Genomic DNA, 19662 nt, shown 5'->3' on the forward strand with positions numbered 1-19662 from the left:
TAAGTTACACACCATAGCATTACCATTATGGGTATCTTGGTGGAAAACAAAACCCCGGGAATATATTTTCATCCCCGGGGTGTGAGTGTAAAATCATGAATGTTTCTTATTCACTCAAATACGAACAGCAATAATCTGTCACTGTATGTACCTTCAGCTGGAATTTGTCATTCGCCGGAACGTAAAAGATGCCCGCCCCGTCAATCGTTTTCCAGTCTTCACCGGACAGTTTGTACTCCAAACGGCCTGCCAAAATTTCCATTTCTTCTTTTAAATCAGTAGAAAATTCATAGTCACCAGGCAGCATAATCCCGAGCGTTTTTTTCGTGCCGTCTGCTAAAATTGCTGTGCGGCTCGTTACTTTTCCGTCAAAATAGACGTTCGCCTGCTTTACTAATGTTACGTTTTCTAATTGTGACATGTGCGTCATCCCCTTTGTCAGTATGCTTTAAATGTAACATAACTAATTGTCTGATAAAACAGAAAATTAAATAGGAAGGATTTAAGTAGTTTGGTATCTAATTTAGAGTTATTAGATTAAAGGGAAATACGATCAATAAATAAATGATTGTTAATTTTGTTTCTCCCTACTATAATGATTGATAATTCAAAGTAGGAAGGAAGAGAGTATGGAGCATTTTGTGAGAATATTGGATTTCAACAATATTCATCAACATTCCATTTATGTGAAAGTAACGGTATACGATGCTGAAACAGGGGAGGAACATAACGATGAAGTTCGCTTTCTAAGCGGTATGTTATACGGCGATTTAGTGCATCAAGACAGATCGCCGTTATCTCCAGATTGCAGAAATTATGTTCAAGAAACTTTAATGCGCAAATATGCGAATGGTGATTTTCTATAGGCTACAGGGACGAGGTTAATTAATTGCTATCCAAATGAAGGGGATGGGATGAAAATGATTCGTACATCACAAAATCTTGAAGAGTATTTGTCAGAATCAGAAGAAGTAAATTTTTCTGATGCGATGATTCAAGCAAAAGCAGCTGAGCTGTTTCATCCATCGCAAACAGATGTGGAGAAAACGCGTACTGCATATGAATTTGTTCGTGATGAAATCTCGCATTCATGGGATATTCAATCGAAGAGGGTGACGTGCACTGCCTCGGATGTGCTCCGTTTCAAAGAGGGAATATGCTATGCGAAGTCGCATTTGCTGGCTGCTTTATTGCGCTCACAAGGAATACCGACTGGCTTTTGCTATCAAAGATTGATGCTATTTGACACACCGGAAAAAGGTTATTGCATTCACGCTTTAAATGCGATTTACCTTGAATCACTGCAAAAGTGGGTTCGCGTCGATGCCCGCGGCAATAAAGAGGGAGTCGATGCGCAGTTTTCATTAGAGGAGGAAAAATTAGCTTTTCACGTAAACGAAGCACTGGACGAAATCGATTATCCTATTATTTATGACCAGCCGCATCCTGCCATCATTGCAACGTTGAAAAAGCATGCCGATGCAGTGGAGATGTATACATTTCACTTGCCTGAAGAGTTGTAAGCGAGAACTGTTAAACGCAGTTTTTTTTTATTTCTTAGATGAAGTCTAAATAGTTGGTTCAAATTTGTTCCTGATGGGAACAATAAGACAACTCTACCTTACCCGTGTAAATCACATGAAAATTCAAGACTTGAATAACTCTCAGGTTTAGGAAAAACTAAAAACGAACTATAAAATAGCGAGGGACCACAAATGAAAAACTTCCTAGAAAATGCACAACAAATTAAAGATGAAATGATTCAAATCAGAAGGGATTTACATAATCATCCTGAAGTGGGAGAAGACCTTCCGCGCACGACAGCTTTTGTGATGGGAAAGCTGAAGGAGTATGGTTACGAGCCGACAGAAATTTGTCCGAGCGGCATTGTCGCGCTCGTAGGGGGCAAAAAACCTGGAAAAACGTTTCTGCTGAGAGCGGATATGGATGCGCTCCCTATTAAAGAGGAAACAAATTATGAGTTTAAAGCGACAAACGGCAATATGCATGCGTGCGGCCATGATTTTCATACAACGATGCTATTAGGCGCTGCAAAATTGTTGAAGCAGCAGGAAGATGAGATTGAAGGAACTATAAAGCTGGTCTTCCAGCCGGATGAAGAAGGATTTACCGGAGCCAAGAAGATGCTAAATGCCGGTGTGCTCGAAAATCCGAAAGTGGACGCGGCGATGGCGATGCATGTCCATTCGGGAACACCATCCAATATCGTGCTTTACGGATTGGGAACAAGCATTGCCGGCTGCATCCGATTCAGAATTACGGTGAACGGGACGGGTTGCCACGGGGCCATGCCGGAGACTGGTGTCGATCCAATCAATATTGCCGCTCATATTTATTTATCATCGCAGGAGATTATCAGCAGGGAAATTTCCGCGACAGAATCGGCAGTAGTGACAATCGGTAAATTTGCGGGAGGAGATGCGCCGAATATTATTCCGGAGCAGGTCATTATGGAAGGGACAATTCGCAGCCTATCAAGAGACATTGGCGATTTTATTTTTAAACGAATGGATGAGATCGTGACAACAACTGCGAAAATGTTCAGAGGTTCGGCGAAGCTGGAAGAATTGTCATCAGTTCCACCTTTGAAAAATGATACAGAACTTGCAAACGAGCTAGGCTCCTATGTGAAAGAGCTTATCGGTGAACAAGCGGTCATTTCCTTCGAGGGCGGAGGAATGGGTTCTGAGGATTTCGCCTCATATTCCTATGAAGTGCCTAGCGTATACTTCATGCTCGGCGCCGGAACAAAGGACGAAAATCCGCTGTACGGCTTCCCTATGCACCACCCGCAAGTTGTCTTTAACGAAGATATTATGGTGACTGGAGCGGCGATGCACGCTTATTGCGCGACAAACTGGTTAAAAAATCATTCTTAAATCCAAAGGCCAACAGGTCCCACTTGTTGGCTTTTTGCATGGAAAAAAGTGCTCCAATACATTGGATTTTCAAGTGTATATATTAGTTTTGTTAAGAAAAATGAAAGGAGCTTAAAATGGACAGGTTGGAAAGACGCAAAAAACTTATGACCAACGCAGCAGTTCGGATCGTGAATCGAGTGAAGAGTAGGTTATGAATCTTTTTGTAAGCTTGAAACAAAAATCGGCTTTGTTCATATTTACTATAAGTCTCTTTGTTTTTTTGGTTTCATGGATCATACTAAGGGTCGTTTACTTACAGGCACATGAAAAATATCTTGAGACTGCCTTCATTAAATTATTGGAGTACATGGATAGTGATTTTGAGGAAATAGATAAAGCGGTGGAATGGAGCACTAACTCGCTGAATCTGAAGGTATACCTGTTTGATAATGTAGACGACTTGCTCGAGCGTGCCATGCCATATGCGCAGGAAGAATTAATTTCTTTCAGCGAGAAGCAGGAACTAGAACAGGGTAAAATTATGAGTTTTCAGTGATGGTTTGGAGTAGCCTCATAAGCTAGTTGTTTGAGTGTTTATCGCAACAGCACTTGGGAAAAGTGTAACTAAGAAGGTGACAGATCATGAAAGACTTCATTTTAGCAGCATTGCCGTGGGTTGTGCTCGGCATAACTGTGGCGATTGCGATGGTGAATATCAAAGGTGATAAAGCGCGCAAGGAAGACCGCGAGAAGATAGGTAATTACATGTCAGTCGGCATGAGCATTGGGATGTGCTTCGGCATAGCAATTGGACTTGCATTCGATGAGATGCTGGGCAGAAACGGCCTGACATATGGTATTTGTTTTGGAATGCTCGGCGGTATGGTGATTGGGAAAGGTGTAGGGCGAAGATAGTGATTTGGGACTGCTATGGTATTTGAAGTTGGGGAGAGCGCCATCCCTGCTGTGACGACGCTATAGTATCTCCTCCGCGCTATCTTTGCTGACGACGACGCTATATTTTCGTTCACCGCGCTATCTTCTTCTGGGATGACGCTATCCGTTTTGCCACTGCGCAATAGTCTGTGTGAGGGCGCAATCAATTCAATAAAATCTCTAAATCTAGCAGAAAATGATGCTGCTTCCATGAAAAATCCCGAAAAAGTGGCTGGCTTTTCGTGAAATTTTTAGTTTTTTTGCTCTATAGTGAACGAACGGCCAATTTTTGACTAGGATGTGGATTTCGAGAAGGGATCAGGCGGGATTTTGAGAGTCGTCGCGGGAATTTTGAGAGCGGTCGCTCCAAACTTGGGAGCGGCACGCAGCACTCGAGATTGCTCCACCTTATTTGAGAGCGGTTATACCGGCGGACGGGACTATCCTTGCCGTCATGTTTCTCGTCATTTAACTTGAAATGCTATTCTACTAATCGGCACTTCGCCATAATGAACAATCTCTTTTTTCGCCCAATTAAAAAGCTTTTCAGATAAATAGTCAAACTCTTTCATTGTTAGTTCACCAGCCTCTTTTGTGAAAAAGTAGCTATTCAGAATGGCTTGTTCAGCTTCTGATAATAAAGGCAGCAAATCGGCATTCCTTTTCACAAACACGGAAGTGCGTGAGAAGTATATTGCTCTAAGCACAAAAGTGGCAGATTTATAGGCTGCCTTTAAAATTTCCGCGTTTCGGGTGTGGACAAAATTATGTACACACATATGATAAATATTGCCGAGTCCCGACAAAATGGCTTGTTTAATATCATTGTCGGTGATGTAGTCCAGCAAATAGTCAATATTGCCGACTAACGCAGTCGTATCAAAGTAAAACTGGAACAAGTCAGATTTCGGCCAATGAAGCAGTTCTTGTTTTCCTGAAACAAACCCGCATATTTTTTCCCGGTGAGGCATCGGCGAAATTACTTCCTCGTATTTTTTCAAATCGTGTATTGTCAGCTCATCGAAAATGACGACTATATCAATATCACTGTTTTCTGTTCCTTCCCCGCGGCCATTGCTTCCTTGCAGACCGATGAAATTGATTTTGTTTCCGAATGCATCGGTTATGTCAGATATAAAGCTTTTCAGCCAAGCGTCTTGGTTAATCAATAAATTCACGTCCTTTTATGAAAATAGGAGGTTATTATTACACAGATAGCAACATTATGAAAGCAATAAATCTTGTAAGAACCAGCAAAAAGCCCTGCAAAAACACGAATGTCATTTGCAGGACTTTAATTTAAATATCGTTTAGCGGTAACTAATTATTAGCAACCGCAATCTTTTTTCGGTTTTCTGCGGTTTCCGTGACCGCCATTGCCGTAGCCGTAACCATAGCCTCCACCGTGACCATTGCCATTTCCTCTGCCATAACCATTGTAATTGCCTCTGTTGCCGCCTTGGTTATTATTGTAGTTTGGATCTTGGCGGCGTCTGTGTCTATTTCTTCTATGAGCGTGGCAGCTGTCATCGTATTTACACTCATCATCGTAGCTCTCTTCCGCGCAAGGCTGATCACATTTTGGACTTTCAGACTGTGCAAGCATAACTAGGCCATATTCCAACTCAGCCGCTACACGAGTTCTATTACCCATTACTTCAAGTTGTACTGTCGGTGCTAATGTTCCGCCAAAGTGAGCGTATTGGAATTCAGGAGACAGATTTCCTACTTCTTGAATGTCGATACCCATAATATTGAAGTTATCGATAAAGCTCAATACGGAGAAGTCAGGCAATACAAGCCATGAGTAAGCTTGGTATTCTTCTTGCGGCGGGTTGGCCAATACAAGGCCGCCGTCGTTCAATGGCTGATAATCGCCGCGTAAGCTTCCGGCTACAAATCCGTATAAGCCATCTGGACCAGGTCCAGGATCTAAGCCAGGAGCGAACGTGAATCTGTGGCTGTCTGTGAATAAATAGTAGCTGCCTTGGTGGACAACAATGTGAGGACGCTCTGTTTGCTGGTTGTTACATGGCGCTTCAAGCAAGGCAGGTAGCAGTTCCCACTCGGAAAACTCGCGGTTTCTGAGAAGCGCGATACCGATGTTACCGGTATAATATCTTGCGTCAGATGGTACACCAGGACCGCAATCGATTTCTTCTGCTGTACCGGCAACGTTACCTTCGAATAATAAATACTCACAGCCTGTTGCAGGATCTTTAAAGAAGAACGGATCACGGAAAGCATAAATGATGCCGCCGCTAGACTGCTCTTGCGTTTGATACAATACGCCGTCCGGCTCTAGAATAATTTCGTGCGGAGCGAAGTTTACAAACTGTACACCATTCAAATCGGATTCATAATCACTGCTTGATAAGGCGATACGTTGTTCATACGTAATTTGCGCTTCGCCTCTGCGGCCAGTGGCTGTATAGAAATAGTAGATGCGGCCATCATCATCAAGCATAGCGGAACCTGCCCATTGTCTTGAACCGAAGGCTGTCCCTTCTTCGAACAAGAGACCTCCTTGAATCCAATCATAACCGTTGCGTGAATAAAAATACGCGATTCTAGCAATATCATGACGTTTGCCGGGCAGTACGCTTCTTGGAGCAGAAAGAGCAAACAAAACGCGCCAGCCGCCAGGCAATTCCGCTACTGAACCATCCTTCGTCATTAATGGCCACATATCCCAAATCCACAGGTCTGGAGAGATACGAGGGAATGGTGCGTTAATAACACTTGTCACGTTTGTAGACGTAATACGGATTTGCTCGGATTGAGCTCTTGTCCATTGTGAAGGCACAGCATCAATATGCTCTTCCAAACAGCAATCATAATCTTTTACAGGATCGTATTCGCAGAAATCTCTTACTTGTTGAGGTGAAAAGCTTCTGTATGGAACAGGCATATTACCTGAAGCACCGCTCGGGAAGTTACGGTTGCTGATATCGCTGCCGGCAGTATTCGTTGTGTTACTGACACCAGAAACAGGGAAGTACTGTCTGCATCCTTTTACATAATGACAATTATTGTTATTATTATGAGACAAATTCAAACACCCTTTCGTCAAGATAGTTTTGTAAGTTGTTATCCTTACATACTCTACTTTATGAGCGGGGTGATAGAATCGTTTCTAGTATATGTCCTATGAAAAGAGTCCATTTTTCTATAAAAAAGGAATTAAATCGTCAACAGATGATAACGTTGCCATTAAGCAAGTATAAACTGAATCATATTACATAGATTCATTGATATACATCTTTAATTTTGGAAAAATATTACTAATTATATGTAAAGTTAAAAATAGGTTAAAAGTAAATAAAAAAATGTTATAAGATTATGGAATACAAACGTATAACGGTGTGTAAAGCGCTAACCACAAGGTTTTTGAATAGATTTATTTTGCGCTTCACGTTACAGCGGTTCAGTCCAGAAGAATTCCCTGAAGTGATGTTTCTCTGTGTCCATTTACTTATATGTGAACACTTTGTGAAGTTGTATGAGAACATTCGCATATATAAAACAGTTGTAAGCTCGTGATATAATAGGAATACACTACATTTGGCGCGGGTGGCAGGCTAACTTTTCTTGATCTGTTCAAGAGAGGGGGTGACCTTGCGATGGATTTTCTTGTGAATCTTGTTGGGGAAGCGGTAACTGTCTTTTTCACCACATTGGCTGCTGGATTGGCGACGATGCTGATCAGCCGCAAGACGATTCGGGGAAACAGAAAAACCACCCCGCGCCGTAGGAAGCAAAAAGGTGGTTAATCTGGCCAAATAACGAAACGAGCTTTCCACTCGTCATGTAGTAGCCAAGGAGCGTGACTCCTTGGCTTTTTACTCGTTATTCACATATTCTATCATATACCCAAAAATTGGTGAAAACAAGTCGCGAACAGACGTTTCGATATATGTAATGAATTAATGGGAAAGAGACAATAGGTTATTATGAGCATTTTAAAATGGGCGAAAGGTCTTGTGAAATTGAATTTGTAATTAAGACAAGCCCTATCAGCAAAGTGTTAGGGCTTGTTAAATGTTACTCAAATCAAGGATTAAACTAGCATTTGCTGTACTTGTGTACTCAAGAGATCAGCTAGTTTATCAGTGGCTGTTAAATAAACAAGACCATTGCCTTCTAATGTTGGGGAATTACCGAGTGGGATAGTTCTCTTAATGAGCTGTGCGTACAATTCAGGCTCGGTCAAATTACGGCCAAATTGTGCATTAGCCCAATGCTTAATGAGAGCCAATGCACCGGAAACATGCGGTGTCGCCATCGATGTGCCGCTTAAATCAGCATATCCGCCATCCAAATACGTCGATAGAATTTTTTCTCCCGGCGCCACTAAGTCGACTTCGTTATTAGAGTTTGAGAAGCGGGAGGAATTTCTGTTTAAATCAACGGCCCCAACGGAAATGACCTCGTTATAGCTGCCTGGATAAGCATACTCATCAGTCGTAGCGTCTCCATCTCCCTCGTTGCCGGCAGCACATACAACGAGAATGCCCTTACTGACTGCTTGGATAATCGTCAAGTGCAACAAAGGGTTATTGATTGGCCCTCCTAAGCTCATCGAAATAATATCAACCTTTTGTTCAATTGCATATTTCAGACCGCTTATAATGCCTGTATAAGAGCCGGCACCGTTTTTATCTAGCACTTTCACAATTAAAAGCTCAGCCTCTGGCGCTACACCGATAACTCCAGAGCCGTTTTCTTCAGCGGCAATGGTGCCGGCTACATGGGTGCCATGTCCGTTATAATCAGAAAAGTTATTTTCATCCCCATGATCATCATCTGTAAAATTGCGGCCACCGATTATGCGCCCTTTTAAATCCGGATGGTCAATGTCGCAACCAGTATCTAGTACCGCTATTTTTATTCCTTGCCCTTTTGATTTTGTCCAAAAGTAGGGAGCCTGAATTAACTCGACACCTTGAGGGACTTCAGTTGTTGCTACTGTCATCTTTTTTACCTGATGTGGAAATAAATGGATTTGTTTTTTCATATTCATTCCTCCTTACAGGTTGATCCGAGGGAATCTCGAATTGTACTTGCATTGTAGCAAAGAGGTTGATAGATATGATAGTTACTTTCGATAGAATTATTGGAAATTCCGTTCCTATTCATTCGACAAAGATTTCGTTTGCCTTTTGACAAGTCAGGGTACTTCAAAAGTAAACAGGAGGCGGGGGAAATGGCAGAAATAGATGTATGGAATCCTTGGCATGGTTGTCGAAAAATCAGTTCTGGCTGCAAACATTGCTATGTATATGTGATCGATATGGCACACGGGCGCAATCCGACTCATGTGTTTAAAACGAAAAATTTTGATTTGCCGGTGAAGAAAAACCGCAAGGGGAATATAAATATAAGCAATATAGTTATGTATATACATGTTTGACCTCGGATTTTTTTATAGAAGACGCGGATGAATGGCGAGAGGAAGCTTGGCATATGATGAAAATTAGGGATGATCTTCAATTTTACATCATTACAAAAAGGATTCATCGCTTTGTCGACTGTCTGCCGTCGGATTGGGGAGATGGTTATCCGAACGTAACAATTGGCTGCACAATTGAAAATCAGCAGCTCGCTGATGAACGCTTACCTATTTTGTATGATTGCCCGATTCAGCATAAGCAGCTCGTCTGTGAGCCTTTGCTGACTGACATTGATTTTGGCCCATACATCGAGGACATTGAAGGTGTAATTGTCGGCGGAGAAACGGGAAGCGGAGCCAGAGTGTGCCATTATGAATGATTTGAACATATACGAGAGCAATGTTTGAATGCCAAATCAAAGCCGGCCCTTTGGTTTCAGCAAACTGGCTCGAATTTTGAAAAAGATGGCGAGCTGGTGAAAGTATCGCGTAAGGAGCAGTTTGAGCTGGTACATAGCTACGGTCTGGATTTACAGTAATAGAAAGAGCCGGCATTTATAATACCGGCTCAACTCGTTTATATAGATAATATTGCGTGTGGCCTGCCGGGAAATCTTTCAACTCGCCAAAAACTTCATAACCTAGCTTTTGATAAAATTCCAGTGCTTGGAAACTGAAGGTATCCAGTTTAATTAGTGTGCATCCTTTTTCAGAAGCAATCTTTTCCGCTATAGACACTAATTTCTTTCCTTGCCCTTCACCACGGAGGCTATTATCAACCCAAAGAACATCGATATGTAAGCTTTGCCACTCAATAACAGCCAGCAAGCCGCCTACTATATGACCCTGCTCATCTTTTAAAGTAATAGTGATTCTTTCATAGTCATCTTTCGGGATAAAATTAGTGTTAAATTCAATCAGTTTCTTGCGAATATAAGAGGCTTCTTCTTCATTGTTGCTGATATGTGCTTTGTAATTCATCGTCATTCACTTCCTTAATAGAAGTATAGCATGAGAAACCCCGTCTATTCTCAAACTCAATAACACCGCCGTCGAGGCTTATGTATAGCCGCTCTTAATTAAGTCTTTGGAATCTTAAGTTCTGCATGACCGCTCTTAAAAGTATCGCGACGACTCTCAAGATTGCTGGGACCGCTCTTAAAAGTATCACGACGACTCTCAAGATTGCTGGGACCGCTCTTAAAAGTCTCACGATGACTCTCAAGATTGCTGGGACCGCTCTTAAAAGTCTCACGATGACTCTCAAATCCTGCCTGCCCCCTCCTCGAAATCCACATCCTAGTCAAAAATTGGCTGTTCGTTCACTACTAGAGCAAAAAAACTAAAAATTTCACGAAAATCCAGCCATTTTTTTATGACTTATCAAGAAGCTGCTTCGTTTTTTGCTAGATTTAGAGATTTACTCAAAATGATTGCGTCCTCGCACAGCTTATAGCGCGGTGGCTAAGCGGATAGCGCCATCCCAGATGAAGATAGCGCGGTGAACGAAAAAATAGCGTCGTCCCTGAGGAAGATAGCGCAGTGACAAAAATTATAGCGTCGTCACTAAAGGGGATAGCGCCTTAAAGCTGGAAATAGAGCGGTCACAAGCAGGATAGCGCCTTGAAACAGAGTATAAAGTTGCAGCCCATTTACAGAGCCACAAGCTGTCACGAAATTATCACAAAATAGTAAAAAGAAAGTTTAAATCTTTATTGAATAATATAGAAAAAGGAGGAGATAGTATGCTAGTCAAGGATTTCATGATTAAAGACGTTTATGTGATGGAGAAAGACGAAAGCTTAAAAGCTTTACTGCAATTAATGGTTGATAAAAAAATCGGTGGTGTGCCGATTGTCGATAAAGAAAATAAACTGGCCGGAATTATTTCTGACGGTGATGTTTTGCGAGCGTTGAAACCAAAAACATATGTTGGCTACTATTACTATTACAAAGAAAAACTAGATGATAATATCCTTGAAGGCGCTAATCTGCCAATTAAAGCATTGATGCACAAAAAAGTGGTTACCATAAATGAAAATGCGGAAATGGAAGAAGCATTGAAGCTGCTTGCCAGCCACCGCTTCAAAAAAATCCCGGTTGTTAATGATCATCAAGAATTAGTTGGCATCGTCAGCCGAGGTGACATGCTTAAAAAGCTGCGCGAAAAACTGCTGGAGGATTTGAATAAGCAAGAGTAATACAGATTACATGCCAGTTAATTGAGGTGCAGTTTTCATTTTCAAGAATACAATTGAGGCAAGTTAAAATTAATGTGGAAAGGACGATTCTTTGGAAGGGGAATCGTCTTTTTATTTTCTTATTTACAAGTGATATCGCAGGGAGTAAACTGATTTTACAATTTCGAAAATTCTATCGGTCTGATCTCGTGATTGAGAGCGGAGGAACCAATCTTTTGGGGCTAATTCTGTACAAGAAGGGATGAGAGACTTCTTCGCCATCCTGCCCGTCAGCTAACTTCGTCGGCTAAAGCGAAGGAGGTCATAAAGTGGACCGCCTTATTTAAGTAACCCTTTTATATAAAGGAGTACTGTGTGTAGGACGATCTTTTTCGTGTGCTCAAAAATCTGAACATAAATGGAGAAATGAAAATGAGCATCAAACAAATGAATCCATCATTGATTTTGGTATTAGGATTTGCATTGTTGATTACATTCGGGGCCATTTTGTTAAGTTTGCCGATAGCCTCAGAAACAGGCGCAGGACTGCCGTTTTTGGATGCGCTATTCACTGCAGCCTCTGCAACATGTGTGACAGGGCTTGTTGTAGTTGATACAGCGGACACATTTTCGTTGTTTGGCGAGCTTGTCATTTTGGTGCACATTCAAATTGGCGGTTTAGGCTTTATGACTTTTGCGACTATATTGTTTACTTTGTTAGGAAAAAAAATATCCCTGAAGGAAAAAATGCTTTTAAAAGAAGCTTACAATGCCGATACGACAGCGGGATTGATGAAGCTGGTGAAGCGGATTGTAATTTTTACGGTGATTATGGAATGCGCTGGTGCGACAGTTTTGGCATTGCGCTTCATGGCTGACATGTCGGTTGGCCAAGCGATTTATTTCGGTTTCTTCCATGCCATCTCTAATTTCAATAATGCCGGATTTGATTTAATGGGTGGCTTTAACAGTCTGACCGGCTATGTGGATGACCCATTTATAGTGCTGACAATTTGTACATTGATTATAGTGGGCGGGATTGGGTTTATCGTCGTTAATGAGCTATATGAGTTTCGCCAAACAGGCCGGCTTTCGCTTCATACGAAAGTGGTTTTAAGCACAACCGCGATTCTCGTTGTTGGTTCGACGCTTTTGATTTTTCTATTTGAATATGGAAATGACAAAACAATCGGTCATCTGTCGCTCACTGGGAAAGCTCTTGGCTCCTTCTTCCATAGCGTGACGCCGAGAACAGCTGGAGCGAATACGCTGCCGATGTCCGAATTGACGGATGCGACACTATTTTTGATGATTTTTCTCATGTTCATCGGTGGCGGTTCCGGTTCGACTGCCGGGGGCATTAAAGTTTCGACATTTGCGGTGTTAATGGCAAGTGCATTTTCGCAATTGAAAGGAAAAGAAGATGTCGTGATTTTTAAACGTCGCCTTGTTGTATCGACAGTTTTAAAGGCGCTGACTGTCGCGATGTGTGGTGCGCTCATTGTGGTAACGGTGACATTTTTGCTGAGCATTACCGAAGGGCATTATGGATTGGCGATGTATTTGTTCGAGGCTACTTCGGCTTTTGGTACAGTCGGCCTTTCTATGGGATTGACGCCCGAGCTTTCTGAGGTAGGGCGGGTGTTGATTATTATCACGATGTTTTTAGGGAGAGTGGGACCGCTGACAATCGGATTTGCAATTGCAAAAAAACGTATGAAAGAAACGTATCATTATCAAAAAGGAAATGTCATGATCGGATAGTGGAACGAGGGGGATAAAAGGGATGGCAGTTAAAAAACAGTATGCTGTAATTGGGCTAGGGAGATTCGGAACGAGTGTAGCGCGCCGGTTGCATGCTGCCGGCCATGAAGTATTGGGCATTGATATTCATGAAGAACAGGTTGAGGATGCCGAAATGTATATCACGCAAGGAGTGATTGCAGACTCCGCTGATAAGAAAGCGTTAATACCACTTGAACTGGAACACTTCGATTATGTCGTTGTCGCTATCGGGGATGATATTCAGGCAAGTATTTTAACGGTCATGCTGCTGAAAAATCTCGGCATAAAAAATATCATTGCTAAGGCTGTCGGAAAGCGCCACGGTCAAGTGTTGGAAGCAATCGGGGTTGAGTGGATCATCTATCCGGAAAGAGATATGGGAGAGAGGGTGGCCAATCAGCTTCTTGCTCCAAATCGACTCGATTATATGAAATTATCAAAGGATTACAACATAGAAGAAATCATGCTTCCAGCAAAGATGACTGGGAAAAGCTTGAGGGAGCTCGATATTCGCGCTAAATATAAAATTAATGTCATTTCGATTTTACGAAATGAAGAGATTATTGTTGCGCCGGCTCCCGATGAACAGCTACAAAATCATGATGTTTTAGTTACAATCGGTAAGAGGAGCGATTTAGATAAATTTTCGCAACTGAATTAAATCGAAGGATGATTCATGATTAAGAGGAATCATCCTTTTGTGTGTGTTAAAATGTGGTAAAATAACCGTATCGTAGAATTTTTATAGTAAAACAAAGGGGGACGGAGGATGTATACGGACAGACCAAAACTGCAGCTTCCGAAAACGAAGATAGAATGGTTGTTTGATAGCATAGGTATCGGCTTTTATGTGGTCTCTGTCATTTATTTGCTATTTTCATGGGGGAGTTTGCCGGAGCAAGTACCAGGCCATTATAATGCCGCTGGCGAAGTCGATCGTTGGGGCTCAAAATATGAGATTCTCGTCTTGCCCCTTGTCGGCGGATTTTCGGGAATGACGACATTTTTTATTGAGATAAAACCTCATATTCATAACTATCCGGCGCGTCTAAACGAAACAAATGCCCACGCTTTTTATTTGAACAGCCGAAAGTTGGCGAATACAGTGAAGAATGGCATGCTTATTGTATTTGCATTGCTGACAATTCAAACGGTGCGGATTGCTTTAGGAGATGCGACATCAATTGGAGGATGGTTTTTACCTTTTACTTTAGTCATTACATTAGGACCAATCATTCCCGCGCTGATTGTACAGTCGAAAATAAAGTAAGAGGGGTACATTGCCTGTTTGAACGGAAGCGCATATACATATAGCAGTGAGAATGGAGGCAATGAAGCGAGGGGGAATGTTTTGTGCGTATGGTGAAAAGGTTTCTGGCGTTATTTCTTTTTTTATCTGGATTTCTCTTCGTGCTGAACATGGCACCTTCCACAAGTTATGCGTGTTCCTGCGCGGAACCTGGTCCCGTTGAGGAGGAGCTTGAGAGAAGTGCGGCTGTTTTTAGAGGCGAGGTAAAGGCGGTTGTTGATGAGAAGGCAGGAAATGCGTTTCAATCATCTGCTGATCGGATTGCTTATATTATAAAAGTAGATAAAATATGGAAGGGCATTCAAGAAACGGAAGTGGTCGTTTATTCGGAGCGGGATTCGGCGAGCTGCGGATTCAATTTTGCAGAAGGTCAAGAGTACTTAATTTATGCGAATCAATCGGGTGATGAGTTGCATGTAATCATTTGTTCGAGAACGGCTGATTTGTTCAGTGCAGAAGAAGATTTGTCTATTTTGGGTGAAGGAGAGAAGCCGACAAAATCAGTGACGATTGAACCGGAAAGCTTGCAGGAGGCAGATTGGCGTACAATTGATGTGCTGGCAGTACTTATCCTTGGATTAGCTGTTTTAGGAGCTTATTTCGTTTACCGTTCCAGAAAAAATTAAAAATACAGCTCTTGTCGATTGTTTTCATTCACAAGAGCTGTTTCTTTTTAGTGGCTGTTGCGCTATTAATTGTGTAATATTATAAATACACACAGTTTATGGAAAATATTTGAAAAGGGGTGTTCAAATGGCGATGGAAACAAGTCTTTCTATTCCTGTCCGGGAAGAGGATATTGATTATTTAGGTCATATGAATTATACGAGGTATATTCATTTTTTTGAATTGGGAATCGGTGACTGGTATAAAAAAGCCGGCGTGCCGCATACGGACAGCAAGGGAACTGTCCTAGGAACAGTCGTAGTTTATTTTGATATTAATTACATAAAAGAAGCGCGGCTTGGCGAGGCATTGCAAGTAGTCACAACGCCCGGACATTTAGGTACAAAAAGCTTTACATTTAAGCAAACGATTTTTAACGAGAAAGAAGAATTGATCACGGAATGCAACAAAAAGTTCGTTATGTTCGATACGTCTATCAGAAAAGGCATCCCGGTTGTAGAAGAAATCGTCAAACACTTCTTGGAAGATAATCATTAATAGTCAAAGAGTGGTTCTTCCGCAAGAAGAATCGCTTTTTGCATTTCATGGATCGGGTGAATTACCGTGTTTGACAGTTTGGATATTCGGGAAAATATTTGTTAAGAAAGGGGGGGGCATTAGATGGGCGTAGAGATTATCGATTTTCGCGATAAACAAAATAAGCATACATATGAACAAATGCTGCAAGATTTCAGGCTTTTTCGTTACAGTAGTGTTGCAAAAATCAAGAAGAAGTGCCTTGAGTTGTGGGTTAGCGAGGAAAAAGAAGGGTTGCATGAAGTGTCCGAGTTCTATAAATACTTTGAGGACGCCAATGACTTTGTCGAGTTTTATATTAGTAAGCTGAACGAAGAAGACAAGAGCTATGAAGAAAAGTTAAAAATGCTCAGCAATTTGCTCAGCCACTATGATGCTTATATTAAAAAGATTGAAGATGGAGAAACACTCCTGTTCGCGGAGATGCTTCGTGATTTCTCCGAGAAGAACGAATAATAAAAATAGAGATGATGAAGCCGGACTTAGTCCGGCTTCATTTCTGTGTATAGGGTTTATAAATATCGAGATTTGCCGATTTAGCTCGTTAATTTATATAACGCTCGCCTACAAGAATCTCTTTAATGACTTTAGTCGGAATGACAAACTCGACAGCTCCCATATAACCCGGTGCGACTTCGTATTCGTTAAATGTAATGACAAGCTTGCCGTCCTGATTAATGTAAAAGCTTTGATCGGAACTGATTCTCGTGAATTTCTCGGGATCTTCATCATTTACCCAATACATGTTGTTTGTGTCTTGCTGTATTTGCTGTAACATCTGCCGTTTAATTTCTTCGCTGATAACCTCGATATAAGTGTCGTCTTTAAATAAGCTTTTTAATGTAATTAAGACTTCAAGCTGTTTATCAATAGTATCATATTGGTTCTTGATGGCGCCGGAAGCTTGAATTATTTCTGTAAAGCGGCGAATTGAAAGAATGATGTCGTTGTCCGTAAGTACCTCATAGCCGCTGATGATTGCGGTATTGGCATTTTCGCCTTCCTTCAAGGATGCCAAATAGGCTTCATATTCAGCATACAGTTGCTTGCTTTCCTCTTCGTACTTTGCATTAAGACTGTTTGCCAGCTCCTCGTTTTCAAGCCCTTCTATAGCCGGCGTTTGAATGTCCAAGCTTGAATTATTTTCTGTTTCCTTTTTGATTTCGGTGAATGTAATCACTTCGACTATTTTGCCGATGATCGGAATATCCGCCAGTTTTTCTGCGAACGCCGGGCTGATGTTAACGGAAGCGGCAAATAAAATGACGGCGGCAGCGGCGATGGCCGCTGTCCATTTTTTATAAGAAAAAGCTTTCTTCGGCTTGAACTTCAGGGCATTATTGACGATTGTATCCAATTCATCCGGTATCGGAATTGCTAAATATTCTTCTTTCAGTTGTTTAAATTGTTTATCCATTGGTTACCTCCAGATTCTTCACCTTCAGACGCAGCATTTTGTGTGCCTTGTATAGCCTTGTTTTAACTGTGCTGACTTTTTCATCGAGCACCTCGGCAATTTCATCTATTTTAAAATCCTCGAAATAGCGAAGGATGATGATTGTTTTATATTTGTGCGGCAGCTCATCAATGGCTCTGCGCAAATCCCAATCTTCATAATGGTCGGTTTTTGCATTTTCGCTCGTGTCAAATTGGTTGTCCTCGGTCGGAACGAGTCTTTTCCGTTTTCTCAAAAGGTCCAGTGAAGTGTGCACGACGATTTTGTAAAACCAACTTTTGAGAGCGTTCGGGTCCTTAATTTTATCTAAGGAAAGCAGTGCTTTATGAATCGATTCCTGAACAATATCGAGCGCATCTTGTTCATTTTTCGCATAGCTGTAAGCAAGCCGGTAATAGCTTTCCTTATGTTCTGTAATAAGCACAGTCAATGACTGGCGGATATCCTTGTTTTTCATTACATATAAAAGCTCCTTTTTGACAGAAATGAAACGTTTCATGTACTAGACGTTAGAAACCGTCCAAAAAGTTTTCACTATTTTTTAAGAAAAACGGAAAACTTTTTTGCACCTTTATGTGTCTATAATTATGTATAACGCAAAAACGAAACGGAACACCTAGGGAGAGAGACAAATGAGAAGAGAGTTGCAAAAAAAATTGCAAAGAAAACGGGTATTATGGTTGCTGGCGGGGATATTGGCTTTAAGCGGGATGGCTTTTGTTGTTGCGCGAAAAGGCAGCACGGTAGCGGAACCGCTTAATATGGATCCAACCTATGAGGGGATCGAAATTTCCTCCATATTAAAAGAAGGCAAAGAGATTGAATATCCTATCTTTCATATAGAAGAAGTCGATGACATTATTTCAGCATATATACAAGAACGATTAACAACGTCTAAACAACTGTCGTATGAAATTGTTCATTACAGCGCGCAAACAGCGACGGTTCAGTTTACAGGTTCAGAGATGCTGGAGACATTAAATATCGATTTGATTGACGGCAAGCTGCTTTCGTCGACTGACCTCGTTGATGAAGCGAAAACAGATGAATTCATGAAAAGATTATCAAATGTAGGTTATGCGCAGTTGGCGACATCTAATCAGGAAAAATTTGAAGATTTCATCTTATACAATCAGTCGATTGTTTTTAATACGAGCAAGGGTGAACTGGCTGTCAGCAAGCAGTTGTTTGAGGATTTGTTGAAGGATGAATATAAAGCCGGTAATGCTAACAAAGACTTAGTTCAAGACCGCGAGCCGAAATCAGTCATTGCGGAGCTTCCTAAAAAGAGTATTGAAGATTTGTTGGATAAAAAAGTGGTTGCACTGACGTTCGATGATGGTCCGAAAAAAGGGACGACTGATGTGATTTTGGATGCGCTGAAAAAACATAATGCCCATGCGACGTTTTTCGTGCTTGGCAGCATGGCGGAGAAAAGTCCGGAATTATTGCGTCGCATGGCCGAAGAAGGTCAGGAAATCGGCAGTCATTCGTACAATCATCCGCAATTGACTAAACTCTCAGATGAGGAAATTTTAGCGCAACTGAATCAGACGAAGGAAGTAATTCAACAAAACACAGGACAAGAGCCGACTGCATTTCGCCCGCCATACGGTTCAATTGATGACAGGGTTCGCTCCTTCTTAGGGGATATCGATGTGGTAGGTTGGAATATTGACACGGAAGATTGGAAATACCGTGATACAAATCGTATCGTTCGTGAAGTCATGAACAAGGCGGCTGACGGCAAAATCATCTTGATGCACGATATTTACAAAACGAGTGCTGATGCGGCAGTGAGCGTCATTGAACAGTTGACGGCACAAGGCTATGAAATTGTGACGGCTTCGGATATGATAGAAATTAAGAGAAGAAGAATGCAAGTTTCAGAAGGATGAGGAGGAGCGTTAGTGCTCCTTCTTTTTTGTGTTGGCTTAATTATTGTTAAATTTGGTTGAATTATTTTTAAAAGCGGAGGAAATATTTATAAATCGGAAAAATTACTAGTGGAGGCGGACGAATTCCTCGGAAATTCAGCTTAATTAATTCGAAAAGTGGAATAATTCCTATCACCTCTTAACGGGAAAATATTGTATATTCATAGAAAGGGGGATTTTTTATGAGAAATCTAGTTAATTTAATCATGTATTTAATCATTGGGACGGTTCCAGGCTTTATATTGGCAGGGAAACTCGGTATTTTAATTGGTATCGGCTGTGCCTTGCTTCTATGCATCATCGATCAGTTGACACTTATTAATGAAAAATTAACGGAATTGAAGGCGGAGAACAGGTGAAATACCTGTTTTTTTAAACTAATTTTAACGACGAATTTAACGAAGCGGTTCGAAAAAAGAATACGCTGTGTAATTGAAGAAGGCTGTCCTTAGTGGGACAGCCTTCTTTTAGGTGCGCCCGGCATGGGTGCAATCTATAGGGTGAAAGTCCCGAGCTGTGAAGGCAGAAGTAACAGTTAGCTTAACGCAAGGGTGTCCGTGGTGACGCGGAATCTGAAGGAAG

The 19662-nt window shown here is 41.5% G+C and carries 24 protein-coding genes and 1 riboswitch; of the genes, 17 read left to right on the forward strand and 7 right to left on the reverse strand.

The annotated features are described in order from the left end of the window. Positions 1-106: 106 nt before the first annotated feature. Positions 107-421: a pyrimidine/purine nucleoside phosphorylase gene (ppnP, locus tag IEO70_RS16305; RefSeq protein ID WP_190999440.1), complete on the reverse strand. Its 315-nt coding sequence runs from the start codon at positions 419-421 to the stop codon at positions 107-109. A gap of 208 nt (positions 422-629) precedes the next feature. On the opposite strand from ppnP, the gene IEO70_RS16310 reads away from it, so the two are divergent. The 5 genes from IEO70_RS16310 to IEO70_RS16330 all read left to right on the forward strand — a co-directional run bounded on the left by IEO70_RS16310 (position 630) and on the right by IEO70_RS16330 (position 3797). Next, a complete protein-coding gene (locus tag IEO70_RS16310; RefSeq protein WP_190999441.1) occupies positions 630-866 on the forward strand; it encodes a hypothetical protein in 237 nt (78 codons plus the stop codon). A 48-nt stretch (positions 867-914) separates the two neighbouring features. Then, positions 915-1523, forward strand: a complete 609-nt coding sequence (locus IEO70_RS16315) for a transglutaminase-like domain-containing protein (protein WP_190999442.1) — start codon at positions 915-917, stop codon at positions 1521-1523. A gap of 192 nt (positions 1524-1715) precedes the next feature. Then, positions 1716-2900 (forward strand): M20 metallopeptidase family protein, encoded by a 1185-nt coding sequence (locus tag IEO70_RS16320; RefSeq protein WP_190999443.1) that lies wholly within the window; start codon positions 1716-1718, stop codon positions 2898-2900. Positions 2901-3093: 193 nt separating this feature from the next. Further along, complete coding sequence (locus IEO70_RS16325; RefSeq protein WP_190999444.1) at positions 3094-3438, forward strand: hypothetical protein; 345 nt, start codon at positions 3094-3096, stop codon at positions 3436-3438. A gap of 86 nt (positions 3439-3524) precedes the next feature. After that, complete coding sequence (locus tag IEO70_RS16330) at positions 3525-3797, forward strand: DUF2700 domain-containing protein (protein WP_190999445.1); 273 nt, start codon at positions 3525-3527, stop codon at positions 3795-3797. Positions 3798-4282: 485 nt separating this feature from the next. Here the strand turns inward: IEO70_RS16330 and IEO70_RS16335 are convergent, their stop codons facing one another. Beyond that, entirely contained in the window at positions 4283-4987 is a 705-nt protein-coding gene (locus IEO70_RS16335) for a nucleotidyltransferase domain-containing protein (protein WP_206711633.1), read from the reverse strand. A 158-nt stretch (positions 4988-5145) separates the two neighbouring features. Continuing rightward, complete coding sequence (locus IEO70_RS16340; RefSeq protein WP_190999447.1) at positions 5146-6870, reverse strand: glycoside hydrolase family 68 protein; 1725 nt, start codon at positions 6868-6870, stop codon at positions 5146-5148. A gap of 571 nt (positions 6871-7441) precedes the next feature. Between IEO70_RS16340 and IEO70_RS16345 the strand changes: the two genes are divergently transcribed. Then, the gene (locus IEO70_RS16345; RefSeq protein ID WP_190999448.1) at positions 7442-7591 is read left to right on the forward strand and encodes a hypothetical protein; all 150 of its coding nucleotides are present in this window, start codon (positions 7442-7444) and stop codon (positions 7589-7591) included. 287 nt (positions 7592-7878) lie between these two features. On the opposite strand, the gene IEO70_RS16350 is transcribed toward IEO70_RS16345, so the two are convergent. Then, positions 7879-8835 carry a S8 family peptidase gene (locus IEO70_RS16350; protein WP_190999449.1) on the reverse strand — a complete coding sequence of 319 codons (957 nt, stop codon included), beginning with the start codon at positions 8833-8835 and terminating at the stop codon, positions 7879-7881. Positions 8836-9024: 189 nt separating this feature from the next. Between IEO70_RS16350 and IEO70_RS20245 the strand changes: the two genes are divergently transcribed. Both IEO70_RS20245 and IEO70_RS20250 read left to right on the forward strand, forming a co-directional pair. Further along, positions 9025-9231: a DUF5131 family protein gene (locus IEO70_RS20245; RefSeq protein ID WP_268938773.1), complete on the forward strand. Its 207-nt coding sequence runs from the start codon at positions 9025-9027 to the stop codon at positions 9229-9231. Beyond that, positions 9228-9590 carry a DUF5131 family protein gene (locus tag IEO70_RS20250; protein ID WP_268938774.1) on the forward strand — a complete coding sequence of 121 codons (363 nt, stop codon included), beginning with the start codon at positions 9228-9230 and terminating at the stop codon, positions 9588-9590. Before IEO70_RS20245 ends, IEO70_RS20250 begins: the two co-directional genes overlap by 4 nt. Before the next feature lie 175 nt (positions 9591-9765). On the opposite strand, the gene IEO70_RS16360 is transcribed toward IEO70_RS20250, so the two are convergent. Further along, positions 9766-10191, reverse strand: coding sequence for a GNAT family N-acetyltransferase (locus IEO70_RS16360; RefSeq protein ID WP_235973638.1), 426 nt, complete (start codon positions 10189-10191; stop codon positions 9766-9768). Between the two features lie 764 nt (positions 10192-10955). On the opposite strand from IEO70_RS16360, the gene IEO70_RS16365 reads away from it, so the two are divergent. From IEO70_RS16365 to IEO70_RS16395, 7 genes are all read left to right on the forward strand, one after another. Then, on the forward strand, positions 10956-11411 hold the full coding sequence (locus IEO70_RS16365) for a CBS domain-containing protein (RefSeq protein ID WP_190999451.1): 456 nt from the start codon (positions 10956-10958) through the stop codon (positions 11409-11411). 167 nt (positions 11412-11578) lie between these two features. Continuing rightward, positions 11579-11714, forward strand: a riboswitch (cyclic di-AMP (ydaO/yuaA leader). Between the two features lie 102 nt (positions 11715-11816). After that, a complete protein-coding gene (locus IEO70_RS16370) occupies positions 11817-13154 on the forward strand; it encodes a TrkH family potassium uptake protein (protein WP_190999452.1) in 1338 nt (445 codons plus the stop codon). Positions 13155-13176: 22 nt separating this feature from the next. Next, positions 13177-13836, forward strand: a complete 660-nt coding sequence (locus tag IEO70_RS16375; RefSeq protein WP_190999453.1) for a potassium channel family protein — start codon at positions 13177-13179, stop codon at positions 13834-13836. A gap of 108 nt (positions 13837-13944) precedes the next feature. Then, positions 13945-14445, forward strand: a complete 501-nt coding sequence (locus tag IEO70_RS16380; RefSeq protein WP_190999454.1) for a DUF1648 domain-containing protein — start codon at positions 13945-13947, stop codon at positions 14443-14445. A gap of 89 nt (positions 14446-14534) precedes the next feature. After that, positions 14535-15110, forward strand: a complete 576-nt coding sequence (locus tag IEO70_RS16385) for a hypothetical protein (protein ID WP_235973639.1) — start codon at positions 14535-14537, stop codon at positions 15108-15110. A 127-nt stretch (positions 15111-15237) separates the two neighbouring features. Beyond that, positions 15238-15648 carry an acyl-CoA thioesterase gene (locus IEO70_RS16390; protein ID WP_190999456.1) on the forward strand — a complete coding sequence of 137 codons (411 nt, stop codon included), beginning with the start codon at positions 15238-15240 and terminating at the stop codon, positions 15646-15648. Positions 15649-15771: 123 nt separating this feature from the next. Beyond that, positions 15772-16143: a hypothetical protein gene (locus IEO70_RS16395; RefSeq protein WP_190999457.1), complete on the forward strand. Its 372-nt coding sequence runs from the start codon at positions 15772-15774 to the stop codon at positions 16141-16143. A gap of 88 nt (positions 16144-16231) precedes the next feature. Here the strand turns inward: IEO70_RS16395 and IEO70_RS16400 are convergent, their stop codons facing one another. Together IEO70_RS16400 and IEO70_RS16405 are read right to left on the reverse strand one after the other, a co-directional pair. Further along, complete coding sequence (locus IEO70_RS16400; RefSeq protein WP_190999458.1) at positions 16232-17104, reverse strand: DUF3298 and DUF4163 domain-containing protein; 873 nt, start codon at positions 17102-17104, stop codon at positions 16232-16234. Continuing rightward, positions 17097-17600 carry a sigma-70 family RNA polymerase sigma factor gene (locus IEO70_RS16405; protein WP_190999459.1) on the reverse strand — a complete coding sequence of 168 codons (504 nt, stop codon included), beginning with the start codon at positions 17598-17600 and terminating at the stop codon, positions 17097-17099. Before IEO70_RS16405 ends, IEO70_RS16400 begins: the two co-directional genes overlap by 8 nt. Positions 17601-17775: 175 nt before the next feature. Between IEO70_RS16405 and IEO70_RS16410 the strand changes: the two genes are divergently transcribed. Then, positions 17776-19041: a polysaccharide deacetylase family protein gene (locus IEO70_RS16410; RefSeq protein WP_190999460.1), complete on the forward strand. Its 1266-nt coding sequence runs from the start codon at positions 17776-17778 to the stop codon at positions 19039-19041. A gap of 221 nt (positions 19042-19262) precedes the next feature. Further along, a complete protein-coding gene (locus IEO70_RS16415; RefSeq protein WP_190999461.1) occupies positions 19263-19439 on the forward strand; it encodes a hypothetical protein in 177 nt (58 codons plus the stop codon). The last annotated feature ends 223 nt before the right edge of the window (positions 19440-19662 follow it).

This window comes from Peribacillus faecalis (assembly GCF_014712675.1).
Taxonomy (GTDB): domain Bacteria; phylum Bacillota; class Bacilli; order Bacillales; family DSM-1321; genus Bacillus_AD; species Bacillus_AD faecalis.